Origin of the sequence: Caldimonas sp. KR1-144, from assembly GCF_049446155.1 — a bacterium.
In the GTDB taxonomy this organism is placed as follows: domain Bacteria; phylum Pseudomonadota; class Gammaproteobacteria; order Burkholderiales; family Burkholderiaceae_C; genus Rivibacter.
In genome coordinates this window covers 266,689-279,246 of record NZ_JBMSEE010000002.1, presented here as the reverse complement: position 1 = coordinate 279,246, position 12,558 = coordinate 266,689, and the positions used below count along the sequence as shown (strand labels likewise).

The following is a 12,558-nucleotide window of genomic DNA, read 5'->3' as shown; positions in this document are numbered from 1 at the left end:
TCAAGCGCTCGCCACACTGCGCGCCTGTTGCCTCATCAAATCAGCACCTGGGCCGTCGCCGATGAAGTCCGCTCCCGCTTCCCGCATCTCGCTGGCCGAGGTTTCGCGCACCACCGGCGCGCTGATGCGCCGCGGCGAGCCCTCGCCGCTCGCGCAGACCGACCACCCGCGGCTCGCCGACCTCACCGAGTGCCTGTTCTTCTCGCCCGGCGACGGCCGCATCTGGCTCAACGACCAGCGCATGGTGCTGATGCACACCTCGGCGCTCGGAACGCTGCGCCGCGAGCTGATCGACAGCGTCGGGCTCGAGCGCGCGCGCGGCCTGCTCACGCGCTCGGGCTACAAGTCGGGCGCGCGCGACGCGCAGCTGGTGCGCCAGCGCTGGCCCGACGCCGACCCGCTGTCGACCTTCATGGCCGGCCCGCGGCTGCACGCGCTCGAAGGCGTGGTGAAGGTCGAGCCGGTGGAGTTCGAGTTCGACGTCGAGCGCGGCACCTACCACGGCGAGTTCCTGTGGCACCACTCCAGCGAGGACGACGAGCACATCGAGGCCTACGGCATCGGCACCGAGCCGGCCTGCTGGACCCAGCTCGGCTACGCGATGGGCTATGTGACCGGCATGCTCGGCATGCCGGTGATCTTTCGCGAGGTCGAGTGCCGCTCGACGGGCGCGTCGATCTGCCGCGTGATCGGCAAGACCGCCGACGCCTGGGGCGACGTCAGCGAGGACCTGCGCTACCTCAACGCGCAGGAGTTCCTGAGCCCGCAGGCCTTCGGCGCCGCGAAGACCGTCAGCATCCCCGCGGTGCTGGGCGGCGCGGCATCGCCCAGCGATGAAGACGCGGCGAGCGAGCACGGCATGGTCGGCGTCTCGTCGGCCTTCAAGTCGGCCTGCCACATGCTCTCGCGCGTGGCGCCCACGCGCGCGACGGTGCTGTTCACCGGCGAGTCCGGCGTCGGCAAGGAGCTGTTCGCGTCGATGCTTCACCGCATCAGCGCACGCAAGGAGCAGCCCTTCGTCGCGCTCAACTGCGCGGCGATGCCCGAGACGCTGATGGAGACCGAGCTGTTCGGCGTGGAGCGCGGCGCCTACACCGGCGCAGTGGCGTCGCGCGCGGGGCGCTTCGAGCGCGCCCACGGCGGCACGCTGTTCCTCGACGAGATCGGCACGCTGAGCCTGGTGGGCCAGGGCAAGCTGCTGCGCGCCTTGCAGGAAGGCGAGATCGAGCGCGTGGGCGGCAGCCGACCGATCAAGGTCGACGTGCGCGTGGTCGCGGCCACCAACGTGGACCTGCAGGCCGAGGTGCAGGCGGGGCGCTTTCGCGAGGACCTGTACTTTCGCCTCGCGGTGTTCCCGATCCACCTGCCGCCGCTGCGCGAGCGCCGCGAGGACATCCCGCTGCTGATGAATTTCTTCATGCACCGCTACGCGCGCCTGCACGGCCGGCAGGTGCGCGGCTACACCGCGCGCGCGGTGAAGACGCTCTTGAACTACGACTTCCCCGGCAACATCCGCGAGCTGCAGAACCTGGTCGAGCGCGGCGTGATCAGCGCCGACGACGACGGCGTGATCGACGTGGCCCACCTGCTGCGCCGCGAGCAGGTCCAAGGCGCGACGTACTCGCTCGACGCGGCCGGCGCGCTGGCCGACGGCGAGGCCCAGGTCGAAGCGCCCGCGCCGCCCGCGTCCGATGCCTTGCTGGACCGCCTGTGCGAGCCGGGCGAGCGTTCGCTGTCGCTGGCGGCGATCGAGCGCCGGCTGATGGACGAGGCAGTGGCGCGCGCCGGCGGCAACCTGTCGGCCGCGGCGCGCATGCTCGGCCTCACGCGCGCGCAGCTGGCCTATCGGCTCAAGGCGGGGTCGTAGCCTCGAGCAGTCACAGGGAACGACCCGGCCTCGTCGCACCCGGCCGGCGCGAGCGGGCCCGCCCGCCCGCAGGGAACCTGCATGGGCACCAGGGGCAAGCCGCATCGCTGCGCGGCGCCGCGCGCACACTGCACGAAACCCGCCTGTCACGGCAGGCCCGTGACGGACGTACGCAGCGGAGGTCGACATGAGCGATGCCTCGTCCCACGACGCCCCGGTCCCTGATCTCGCGCAGGGCATCGCCGTCGACGCGCTTGCCGACGGCGCGATGCTGGCCGGCCGGGTGGGCGAGGAGCCCGTGCTGCTGGCGCGCCGCGGCGACGAGTTCCTCGCGATCGGCGCCCAGTGCAGCCACTACCACGGCCCGCTCGCCGAAGGCCTGCTGGTCGGCGACACGGTGCGCTGCCCATGGCACCACGCCTGCTTCAGCCTGCGCACCGGCGAGGCCTTGCGCGCGCCGGCGCTGGCACCGGTGGACTGCTGGTCCACCGCGGTGCGCGACGGCAAGGTCGTCGTGCTCGGCAAGCGGACCGCGCCATCGACACAACGCGCCATCCCCTCGGCCGGCTTGCCGCGCAATGTGGTGATCGTCGGCGGCGGCGCGGCCGGTTTTGCCGCGGCCGAGATGCTGCGGCGCATGCGCTACCAAGGCAGCATCGTGATGCTCAGCGACGACGAGGCCGCGCCCGTCGACCGGCCCAATCTCTCCAAGGACTATCTGGCCGGCAACGCGTCCGAGGACTGGATCCCGCTGCGCGAGGACGGCTACTACGCCGAGCAAGGCATCGATCTGCGGCTGAAGACCGCCGCCGACCGTATCGACGTGGGCGCGCGCGAGCTCGTGCTCGCCGACGGCAGCCGGCTGGGCTACGACCGGCTGCTGCTGGCCACCGGTGCGCAAGCCGTGCGCCTGCCGATCCCCGGCATGGACCTGCCGCACGTGCACACGCTGCGCAGCCTGGCCGACAGCCGGGCCATCATTGCGCGCGCGGCCGCTGCGCGCCGCGCCGTCGTGATGGGCGCGAGCTTCATCGGACTCGAAGTCGCCGCATCGCTGCGCGCGCGCGGCCTCGAGGTGCATGTCGTGGCGCCGGAGCAGCGGCCGATGGAGCGCGTGCTGGGCCCGGAGATGGGCGACTTCGTGCGCCGGCTGCACGTGGAGCACGGCGTGGTCTTCCATCTCGGCGACACCGCCAGCGCGATCGACGCCACGCAAGTCGTGCTCAAGAGCGGCACCCGCCTGCCGGCCGAGCTGGTGGTGGTCGGCGTCGGCGTGCGCCCGCGCCTGGCGCTGGCCGAGCAGGCCGGGCTCGCGGTCGATCGCGGCGTCGTGGTCGATGCCTGCCTGCAGACCAGCGCGCCGGGCGTCTTCGCCGCCGGCGACATCGCGCGCTGGCCCGACCCGCACAGCGGCGCGGCGATCCGCGTCGAGCACTGGGTCGTCGCGCAGCGCCAGGGCCAGACCGCCGCGCTCAACATGCTCGGCGGGCAAGAGCGGTTCGACGCCGTGCCCTTCTTCTGGAGCCAGCACTACGACGTGTCGATCAACGTCGTGGGCCACGCCGAGCAGTGGGATGAGATCGCGATCGAAGGCGACATCGCCGCGCGCGCCTGCACGCTGCGCTACAAGCAGGCGGGGCGCGTCCTGGCGGTCGCGTCGATCTGGCGCGACATCGAGAGCCTGAAGGCCGAGGTGGCGATGGAGCAGGCCGCGGCGTCGCGCTGAGGGCCGTGCCGCAGAACGCGGCGGCCGCCCGTTCCCGCCCGTTCCCACTAGCATCGCCCCCGACCCACCAGGATCGGATGGACGATGCGGCTCAAGCACATCGAGGTGTTCAACGCGGTGATGCTCACCGGCACGGTGAGCGGCGCAGCGCGGCTGCTGCACGTGACGCAGCCGGCGGTGACGCAGGCGCTGCAGCATGCCGAGCTGCAGCTCGGCTACGCGCTCTTCACGCGGCAGCGCAACCGGCTCGTGCCCACGCACGAGGGCCAGGCCCTCTATCCCGAGGTGCAGCGGCTGATGTCGCAGCTCGAGTCGGTGCGGCGCATCGCCGCGGCGCTGGGCCACGGCGAAGGCAGCGAGCTGCGCGTGCTCGTGGTGCCCTCGCTGGCCGTCAGCACGCTACCCGACGCGCTGCAGCTGTTTCGCAAGCGCTACCCCGATTTGCCGGTGTCGATCCGCAGCCTGCATTCGGCCGAGATCGCGCGCGCGATCGCGCTGCAGGAAGGCGACGTTGGCATCGTCTACGGCAGCCTGCTGCATCCGGCGCTGCACGAGGAGCGCGTGGCGGTCGGGCGGCTGGTGTGCGTCTCGCGCGCCGGCGACGGCGCGGCCGACCGCCGCGCAACGGTGGCGCTCGACGACGTGCTGCGCGAGCCCTTCATCCGCATCGACGAGCGCGACCCGCTCGGCGCGATGGTGGCCGACCAGTGGACGCGCCTGGGCATCGCGCCGCCGCCCGGCATCACCGTGCAGACCCACCACATCGCGATGGTCCTGGCCGAACGCGGCTTCGGCCCGGCGATCATCGATTCGTTCACCGCGCAGGCCGGGCGGCGCGAGGCGCTGCATGTGCGCGCGCTGCTGCCGGAGGTGCCGGTGGAGGTGAAGGCGCTGCTGCCGCAAGGGCTGCGGTCGCCGAAGCCGGTGGCGGATTTCATTGCGGCGTTTCGGAAGGTGACCGGCGGCGCGACCTGAGCGAGGGACTCAGGGGCGGAACAGCTCGGCGTCCACCGCCGCCGGCGCCCCCGCCATCAACTGCGCCAGCAGCGCCGCACTGCCCGGTGCGAGCGTGAGCCCCAGCGCGCCATGCCCCGCATGCACCCACAGGTTGTCGAAGCCGAGTGCGCCGACCAGCGGGCGCCCGCTCGGCGTGGCCGGGCGCAGGCCCGCCCAGGGCTGCGGCTGCGCGGTATCGCAGGCCTCGGGAAAGAGCGCGCGCGCCGCCTCGCACAGCGCCTCGATGCGCTGGCCGTCGACGCGCAGGTCCTGCCCCACCAGTTCGGCGAAGCCGGCCACGCGCAGCTTCTCGCCCAGCCGCGCGAACACCATCTTGCGCGACTGGTCGGTGATGCTGGCGCGCGGCGCGGCGCTCGCGTTCACGATCGGCAGCGTGACGCTGTAGCCCTTGATCGGTTCGATCGGCAGCGCGAGGCGCAGCGGCGCGAGCAGTGCGGTCATCGCGCTGCCGGCGGCCAGCACGACGTGGTCGGCCGCGATCTCGCGGCAGGCGCCGTCGAGCGTGAGTCCGCGGATCCTGCCGCCCTCGCGCACGAGGCCGGTGACGCGATGGTTCAGCAAGAGCCGCGCGCGGCTCGCGCCGGCCAGCGCGCGCGCGAGCACGGCGGTGTCGATCACCTCTTCGTCCTCGGTCCAGACGCCGAAGGCGATGCGCTCGCGCCGCGCGGCCGCGAGCGCCGGCTCGAGGCGCAGGCACTCGGCCTCGTCGACGAGGCTTTGCCGGCAGCCCAGCTCGCGCTGCCAGGCGAGCTGGCGCTCGACGCCCGGGCGCAGCTCGGGCTTGCGGTAGATCACGAGCTTGCCGGGCCGCGCATGGCCCGCGGCGCGCGCGACGTGCGGCAGCTCGTCGAGCCAGCGGTGCAGCGTCGCGCGGCTGAGCGACGACAGCGCGAGCAGCGCCGCCGTCGTGCGCCGCACCTGCGATGTGCGGCATGCGAGCACGAAGGCCATCAGCCAGCGCAGGTGCGCCAGATCGGGCCGCGGACGCCAGCGCAGCGGCCCGTCGGATGAGAGCAGCCAGCCCGGCAGCGCGCGCAGCGCGGCCGGCGTGGCCAGCGGCTCGACGTAGCTGTAGCTCAGCTGCGCGCCGTTGGCGAGGCTGGTGCCCTGGCCGGGCGCGGCGAGCGCGTCGACCAGCGTGACGTCCCAGCCTTCGCGCGCCAGCGCGTAGGCGGTCGCGCAGCCGACGATGCCCGCGCCGACGACGCAGACGCGGCGCGCTTGCGCCGGCGGCACTCGACCGTTCATGGGCATCAGTCGTGCAGCGAGCCGCGTTGCGCGAGCGACCACGCGACCGCGCGGCGCGCCAGCGCGCCGGTCGCGTCGATCACCGGCAGCGGCGCGTTGGCGGCATCGAGCACCAGCGGGATCTCGGTGCAGCCGAGGACCAGCACCTCGGCGCCGCGCCGCTGCAGCGCCTGCGCGGCTTGCAGCAAGCGCTCGGCCCCCGCTTCGAGCCGGCCGGCCTTCACGTCGGCGATGCCGGGCATCACGAGCTCCAGCGTCTCGGCGGCCGTGGGCAGCAGCCACCGCACCGACGCCGCGCCGCGATTGACGTAGAGGCCCGAAGCCAGCGTCGCGTCGGTGGCCAGGAGGCCGAGCTTCGCGCCCGCACCCGCGACCGCAACGGCCTCGCCGATTGCGGCCTCGACCAGATGCAGCATCGGCAGGCCGATCGCGCGCTGCAGTTCATCGAACCACAGGTGCGCGGTGTTGCACGGCATCACGATCAACTGCGCGCCGGCGTCGGCGAGGCGCTGGCCGCTGGCCAGCATCGCGTCCAGCGGCGAGGCGCCCTCGCCGCGGAAGGCCTCGGTGCGGTCGGGCACCTGCGGGATCGAGCTCACGACCATCGGCACGTGCTGCTGGTCGCACTCGGCCGGCGTCGCGCGCAGCACCTTGTTCATGAAGTCGATCGTCGCCGCCGGCCCCATGCCGCCGAGCACGCCGACGATGCCGCGCACGTCGGGCTGCATCTCAAGTCGCGGGCTTGTCGGAAAGCAACTTGAGGTTGTCGCGCAGCTCCGGGCTCATCGGCGCATTGAGGTTGATGCCCTTGGGCGGGATCGGCGACTGGAACCACTTCTTGTAGAGCGCTTCGAACTGCCCACTCTTGATCAGCGCGACCAGCGTGTCGTCGACCAGCTTCTTGAACGCCGGATCGTCCTTGCGCAGCATGATCGCGTAGGGCTCGACCTGGATCGACTCTCCGACGATCGCCAGCTCGTTCGGGTTGGTCGCGTTGGCGCGCAGGCCGTAGAGCAGGATGTCGTCCATGCCGAAGGCGTCGGCGCGCTCGGACTGGACCAGCAGCGCCGAGTCGGCGTGGTCCTTCGCGGCGATGAGGTCGAAGCCCAGGCCGCGCTCGGCGTTGACCTTGCGCAGCACCTGGTAGTTGGTGGTGCCGGTGGTCGAGACGACCTTCTTGCCCTTGAGGTCGGCCACGCTCTTGACCGGCGAGCCGGCCTTCACGAGGAAGCGCGTGCCGGTGTAGAAGTAGTTGATCGCAAACGCCACCTGCTTGGCGCGCTCGCTGTTGTTGGTGGTCGAACCGCACTCGATGTCGATGGTGCCGTTTTGCATCAGCGGGATGCGGTTCTGCGAGGTCACCGCCTGCGTCTCGACCTTGAGGTCGGCGCGGCCGGTGGCCTTCTTGACCTCGTCGACGATCTTGCCGCAGATCTCCCAGCCGAAGCCGGTGGGCTGGCCGTCGGCGCCGAGGTAGGAGAACGGGATCGACGACTCGCGGTAGGCGACCGAGATGCTGCCGTTGGCCTTGACCTTCTCGAGCGTGGTCTGGGCGAGAGCGGCGCTGCCGCACGCGGCGGCCACGGCGGCAAAGGCGACGAGGATCGAGTGGCGCATGCGGAATCCTTTCCGGCTGGGTGGCGACGGGGCCATGCTATTCGCCATGCCCGCGACGCGGCCATTCGAGTTGGAGCGAGCGCCATAAGGCCAGCTAATGGCCTGCGGGGCGCGGACCGCTACTGGCCCGTCGTCGGCGCGGACGGCGCGGGCGCCTCCACCGCCTCGGGGTCGGCGTCGCTCAGGAAGCGTTCGACCAGCACGAAGAAGCGCTCGTAGAAGGCGCTCGACGAGATCGTCTCGCTGCCCACCTTGACCATCGACTCGTCGCTCGCCGTCAGCGGCACCGACAGCGAGCCCAGCGCACCGACGCCCAGGCTGGCCGAGTTGGCGGCCTTCTTGAGCGTGTAGCGGTCCTGCACCGCGGTCGCGAAGGCCAGCGAGCTGCGGCCGGTGCGGCCGTCGGGCGCGCAGGCGACGTTGAACTGCAGCTCCATGTGGACCTCGGGGTCGGGCTGGAAGCTCTTGCGCGCGATGACCTGCTCGCGCAGCGCCTGCACGATCAGGTAGCCCTGGCTCAGCAGCGCGCGCCGCGCCGCTTCACAGACCTGCACGGTCGGCGCGTCGAGGCTGCGCAGGTGGGTCTCGGTGGATTCAAAGCGCTCGTGCTGGTAGACGCTGTCGCGCGAGGCGGTGGTCGAGCAGGCGGCGAGCAGGGCCAGCGCCGTCGCCGCGCCGGCGCTGCGGCAGGCGCGAAGCGCGCGGTCCGCGCGGGAGAACACGGTTTCCATGGGCGCCATTCTAGGAAGCGGTGCCCTGCGCCGCCGCGCATGCCGACGACCCCGCGCCGTCGGCATGCCCGCCCTCGTCAGCTCCCGAACGCCGGATCGCTGATGCCGTCACGGCCGTTCTCGACGCGCCCGGCCAGCTGCACGCGGAAGTCGGCGTCGCCGTCGACCGTGATCACCAGGTCGTACCAGCGGCCGCTGCGCTCGACCTCCCACTTCAGGCGCAGCTCGCGGCCGGCGTCGAGCTCGATCTTGCGCGCGCGGCCGCCGTACTGGTCGGCAATCCGCAGCACCGCCTTCTGGGCCGAGCGGTTGACGAAGACCAGCGCCAGCGTCGCGTCGTCGTCGCGGCCGCGCGCGTCCTCGTAGCGCGCGCGCACCTGCACGTTGGCGCGGCTCGCGCCGGCCGATGCGCCTCGGTAGGCGCGCAGGAAGCCGTTGGGGCCGTGCACCTCGAGGTCGTAGCGCGGCTGGCCGGCCCAGGCGGCCTGCCACACGCCCTCGAGCTGCTTGCCCGGCTCGACCGTGTAGCAGCGCGGCAGGTCGGCCGAGTTGCCCGAGCGCACCTGGAACACCGCGGTCGCATCGCCCGAGTTGGACATCGCGATCCTGAACGCACCGCTCGAGCCGTCGAGCGCGCCGTCGGCGTGCAGCTCGTAGGGCAGCGCGCGCGAGCGGCGCAGGCCGCGCTCCTGCCGCGGCAGCGCCTGCGTGCCCGGCACCGCGAGACCCATGTCGGGCTGCTTGGTCTTGTCGACCGGCATGTAGTGCGCGACGCTGGGCAGCGCCGGCAGCGCGGCGTTGGGCGTCCTGAAGTTGAACACCGAGGTGAGGTCGCCGGTGACCGCGCGGCGCCACGGCTGGATGTTGGTTTCGACCAGGCCCGGGTGCTCGTCGGCGAAGCGCTTCTCGATGAATTTGATCACCGAGGTGTGGTCGAACAGCTGCGAGTTGACCCAGCCGCCGCGGCTCCACGGCGAGACGGCGAACAGCGGCACGCGCGGGCCCAGGCCATAGGGCCCGGCCGGATGGCCGGACGCGTCGCCGGGGAAGATCTCGTTCGTCACCGGCACCGTCGAGGCGCCGTGCTGGGCCGACATCGGCGGCGTCGGCGGCACCATGTGGTCGAAGAAGCCGCCCTCCTCGTCGTAGTTGATGAGGAGCACCGTCTTGCTCCACACCTCGGGGTTGGCGACCAGCGCCTCGAGCACGCGCGAGATGTACCAGGCGCCGAAGTCGGTCGGCCAGTTCGGGTGCTCGCTGTAGGCCTCGGGCGCGGCGATCCAGCTCACCTGAGGCAGGCGGTTGGCCATCACGTCGGCGCGAAAGTCCGCCAGCAGCTGCATCGGGTCGCGATTGAGGCTCTTGATCTCGGTGCCGGTCTTCGCGCGCAGTGCCAGCGGCGAGCCGGCCGGCGCGTTCTGGTACTGCTTGAAGTACAGCAGCGAGTTGTCGCCGTAGTTGCCGATGAAGGCGTCGCCGGTCCAGCCCCACCAGACGGTGTCGCTGGCGAACAGGCCGTCGCCGATGTCCTGGTAGACCTTCCAGCTGATGCCGGCCTCGAGCAGGCGCTCGGGAAAGGTCTTCCAGCCGTAGCCGAGTTCGGCGTTGGTGATCACCGGGCCGCCGCCGGAGCCGTCGTTGCCGGCCCAGCCGGTCCACATGTAGTAGCGGTTCGGGTCGGTCGGCCCCATCAGCGCGCAGTGGTAGGCGTCGCACAGCGTGAACGCCTCGGCCAGCGCGAAGTGGTAGGGCACGTCGTGGCGCAGGTTGTGCGTCATCGCGACGATGCCCTTGTTCGCGATCCACTGGTCGTAGCGGCCCTGGTTCCAGGCCGCGTGGCCGTCGTTCCAGCCGTGCGGCGGGTCGGGCAGGTAGTGCGCGCCGAGGTGCTCGACCGGCGGGCGGTAGGGCAGCACTTCGCCGGCGCCTGCGGGCTGGTGCCACACCGGCTTGCCCGACGGCAGCTTCACCGCACGCGGATCGCCGAAGCCGCGCACGCCGCGCAGCGTGCCGAAGTAGTGGTCGAACGAGCGGTTCTCCTGCGTCAGGATGACGATGTGCTGCACATCCTTGATGGTGCCGGTGCGTTGGTAGGCCGGCACCGCGAGTGCCTGCTGGATGCTGTCGGGCAGCGCACTGAGCGAACCGACGGCGGCCAGCGCCTTGAGCACCTCGCGGCGCGAACGTGTATCTCGGGTCATGCAAACCTCTTCGGGCAGACGGGGCGTGGGTCGGCGCACGCCGCAAACGCCCGCGCACGGTAGGCAGCGGTGATGACGGGCCGGTGAAACCCGAGCGCGGCAGCGCGCTTCAGCAGGACTGCGCTTCCACCACCCGGCGCACCGTGCCCAGCGCCGCGCGCAGGCTGTGCGGCGGCACCGAGCCCAGGGCCAGGCGTATGGCATGCGGCACATGCCGGGTCGCCGCGAAGGGTTCAGCGGTGGAGACCGAGACGCCCTCTTGCATCAGCGCCGCGGCGACGCGGTCGGCGCGCGTCTCCTCGGGCAGCGGCAGCCAGACGAAGTACGAGGCCGGATGGCGCACGCAGCGCAGGCCGGCGAGCGCCTGCGCGGCGATCTGCTGGCGCGAGCGCGCATCGGCGCGCTTCTCGGACTCGAGCCGCTCGACGGTGCCGTCGTCCAGCCACTGGCAGGCGATGGCCGTCGTCAGGCCTGGCGTGCTCCAGGTCGTCGCGCGGATCGCGCGCTCGATCTTCGCGACCCACGGCGGCGGCGCGGCGACGAAGCCGAAGCGCAGGCCGGTCGCGACGCTCTTGGACAGGCCGCTGACGTAGACCGTCGACTCGGGCGCCAGCGCCGCGAGCGGCGGCGCCGCCTCGGGCGCGAGAAAGGCGTAGGCGGCGTCCTCGATGACGAGCACGCCGTGGCGCCGGCAGATGGCCGCGACGCGACGCCGCCGGCTTTCGCTCATCACCCAGCCGAGCGGGTTGTGCAGCGTCGGCATCGTGTAGAGCGCGCGCACGCGCCGGCGCTGGCACAGGCGCTCGAGAGCGTCCGGATCGAAGCCCTGGCCCAGGGCCGGCAGCGGCGCCAGCTCGAGCCGCTGCATCTCGGCCAGGACCTTGAAGCCCGGGTAGGTCAGGGCGTCGAGCGCGACCACGTCGCCCGGCTTCAGCAGCGCGAGCACGGTGACGGCCAGGCCCTGCTGTGCGCCGTCGACGATCATCACTTGCGCCGCGTCGGCCTCGACGCCGCGCGCCGCGAGATGCCGGGCGACGCAGGCGCGCTCGTGCGGCCGCCCGCCGTGCGGCGCGTAGCGCAGCAACGGCTCGAGCTCCCCGCTGGCCGCGACCTGCCGCAGCGCGGCGCGCAGCAGATCGGCCTGGCCCGGCAGCGAGGGGTAGTTGAAGTTGAGATCCACCAGCCCGGCCGCCACCGCCTGCTGATCGAGGCCCAGATCGCGCGGCAGCGCCACCTCGCGCACGAAGGTCCCCCGCCCGACCTCGCCGCTCACCAACCCGAGCTCCGCGAGCCGCGCATAGGCGCGCGACGCCGTCACCAGCGCCACGCCGTGGCGCTGCGCCAGCAGGCGGTGCGTCGGCAGCCGCGTGCCGGGCGGAAGACGGCCGCTGCGGATCTGCGCGGTCAGTTCGTCGACGAGCTGCTGGTAGCGGGTCTCGGCCATGGCGCGGCGTGCTGGCGCGATGTACTCATGACAATTTTTTGATTGTATTGATCGCGCGGCCTACGATGGCTTCGCACCCCGACACCGAGGCCGCCATGCACATCGCGATCCTGACCTTCGAAGGCTTCAACGAGCTCGACTCGCTCGTGGCACTGGGCATCCTCAACCGCATCAAGACGCCCGGCTGGCGCGTGAGCCTGTGCTGCCCGGCGGCCGAGGTCACGTCGATGAACGGCGTGACGCTGCGCGCGCAGTCGGCGCTGGAGGAGGCGCGGTGCGCGGATGCCATCATCGTCGGCAGCGGCATCAAGACGCGCGAGGTGGTCGAAGATGCGCATCTGATGAACCGCCTCGCGCTCGATCCGGCGCGCCAGCTCGTTGCCGCGCAGTGCTCGGGCACGCTCGTGCTCGCCAAGCTCGGCCTGCTGGGCAACGTGCCCGCATGCACCGACCTGACCACCAAGCCCTGGGTGCAGGAAGCCGGCGTCGACGTACTGAACCAGCCGTTCTTCGCGCGCGGCAACGTCGCCACCGCGGGCGGCTGCATGGCCTCGCCCTATCTCGCGGCCTGGGTCATCGCGCGCCTGCAAGGGCGCGACGCGGCCGCGGCGGCGCTGCACTACGTGGCGCCGGTGGGCGAGAAGGAGGCCTACGTTGCCAACGCGATGAGGCACATCGAGCCCTCGCTGCCGGCCTGAGCGCCTGGC

General features: G+C 72.2%; 10 protein-coding genes. 4 read left to right on the top strand and 6 right to left on the bottom strand.

The window, feature by feature from the left end; genetic code table 11:
- The first annotated feature begins 61 nt into the window (after positions 1–61).
- The 3 genes from ACO2TI_RS05275 to ACO2TI_RS05265 all read left to right on the top strand — a co-directional run bounded on the left by ACO2TI_RS05275 (position 62) and on the right by ACO2TI_RS05265 (position 4,568).
- Positions 62–1,867 (top strand): sigma 54-interacting transcriptional regulator, encoded by a 1,806-nt coding sequence (locus ACO2TI_RS05275; protein ID WP_423282466.1) that lies wholly within the window; start codon positions 62–64, stop codon positions 1,865–1,867.
- Between the two features lie 187 nt (positions 1,868–2,054).
- Complete coding sequence (locus tag ACO2TI_RS05270; protein WP_423282465.1) at positions 2,055–3,593, top strand: FAD-dependent oxidoreductase; 1,539 nt, start codon at positions 2,055–2,057, stop codon at positions 3,591–3,593.
- A gap of 84 nt (positions 3,594–3,677) precedes the next feature.
- Positions 3,678–4,568: a LysR family transcriptional regulator gene (locus ACO2TI_RS05265; RefSeq protein ID WP_423282464.1), complete on the top strand. Its 891-nt coding sequence runs from the start codon at positions 3,678–3,680 to the stop codon at positions 4,566–4,568.
- 9 nt (positions 4,569–4,577) lie between these two features.
- On the opposite strand, the gene ACO2TI_RS05260 is transcribed toward ACO2TI_RS05265, so the two are convergent.
- The 6 genes from ACO2TI_RS05260 to ACO2TI_RS05235 form a co-directional block, all read right to left on the bottom strand.
- Positions 4,578–5,858, bottom strand: a complete 1,281-nt coding sequence (locus tag ACO2TI_RS05260) for a D-amino acid dehydrogenase (RefSeq protein WP_423282463.1) — start codon at positions 5,856–5,858, stop codon at positions 4,578–4,580.
- Between the two features lie 5 nt (positions 5,859–5,863).
- Entirely contained in the window at positions 5,864–6,586 is a 723-nt protein-coding gene (locus ACO2TI_RS05255; protein ID WP_423282461.1) for an aspartate/glutamate racemase family protein, read from the bottom strand.
- Position 6,587: 1 nt separating this feature from the next.
- Entirely contained in the window at positions 6,588–7,475 is an 888-nt protein-coding gene (locus ACO2TI_RS05250; protein ID WP_423282460.1) for an amino acid ABC transporter substrate-binding protein, read from the bottom strand.
- Between the two features lie 119 nt (positions 7,476–7,594).
- The gene (locus ACO2TI_RS05245) at positions 7,595–8,206 is read right to left on the bottom strand and encodes a DUF2242 domain-containing protein (protein ID WP_423282459.1); all 612 of its coding nucleotides are present in this window, start codon (positions 8,204–8,206) and stop codon (positions 7,595–7,597) included.
- Between the two features lie 77 nt (positions 8,207–8,283).
- Positions 8,284–10,407 (bottom strand): phosphocholine-specific phospholipase C, encoded by a 2,124-nt coding sequence (locus ACO2TI_RS05240; protein ID WP_423282458.1) that lies wholly within the window; start codon positions 10,405–10,407, stop codon positions 8,284–8,286.
- 109 nt (positions 10,408–10,516) lie between these two features.
- The gene (locus ACO2TI_RS05235) at positions 10,517–11,851 is read right to left on the bottom strand and encodes a PLP-dependent aminotransferase family protein (RefSeq protein ID WP_423282456.1); all 1,335 of its coding nucleotides are present in this window, start codon (positions 11,849–11,851) and stop codon (positions 10,517–10,519) included.
- Between the two features lie 95 nt (positions 11,852–11,946).
- On the opposite strand from ACO2TI_RS05235, the gene ACO2TI_RS05230 reads away from it, so the two are divergent.
- Positions 11,947–12,549, top strand: a complete 603-nt coding sequence (locus ACO2TI_RS05230) for a DJ-1/PfpI family protein (RefSeq protein WP_423283316.1) — start codon at positions 11,947–11,949, stop codon at positions 12,547–12,549.
- The last annotated feature ends 9 nt before the right edge of the window (positions 12,550–12,558 follow it).

Coding starts and splice junctions, on each gene's coding strand:
- ACO2TI_RS05235 (WP_423282456.1), bottom strand. CDS start 11,851: ATGGCCGAGACCCGCTACCAGCAGCTCGTCGACGAACTGACCGCGCAG.
- ACO2TI_RS05260 (WP_423282463.1), bottom strand. CDS start 5,858: ATGAACGGTCGAGTGCCGCCGGCGCAAGCGCGCCGCGTCTGCGTCGTC.
- ACO2TI_RS05250 (WP_423282460.1), bottom strand. CDS start 7,475: ATGCGCCACTCGATCCTCGTCGCCTTTGCCGCCGTGGCCGCCGCGTGC.
- ACO2TI_RS05255 (WP_423282461.1), bottom strand. CDS start 6,586: ATGCAGCCCGACGTGCGCGGCATCGTCGGCGTGCTCGGCGGCATGGGG.
- ACO2TI_RS05265 (WP_423282464.1), top strand. CDS start 3,678: ATGCGGCTCAAGCACATCGAGGTGTTCAACGCGGTGATGCTCACCGGC.
- ACO2TI_RS05245 (WP_423282459.1), bottom strand. CDS start 8,206: ATGGAAACCGTGTTCTCCCGCGCGGACCGCGCGCTTCGCGCCTGCCGC.
- ACO2TI_RS05275 (WP_423282466.1), top strand. CDS start 62: ATGAAGTCCGCTCCCGCTTCCCGCATCTCGCTGGCCGAGGTTTCGCGC.
- ACO2TI_RS05230 (WP_423283316.1), top strand. CDS start 11,947: ATGCACATCGCGATCCTGACCTTCGAAGGCTTCAACGAGCTCGACTCG.
- ACO2TI_RS05240 (WP_423282458.1), bottom strand. CDS start 10,407: ATGACCCGAGATACACGTTCGCGCCGCGAGGTGCTCAAGGCGCTGGCC.
- ACO2TI_RS05270 (WP_423282465.1), top strand. CDS start 2,055: ATGAGCGATGCCTCGTCCCACGACGCCCCGGTCCCTGATCTCGCGCAG.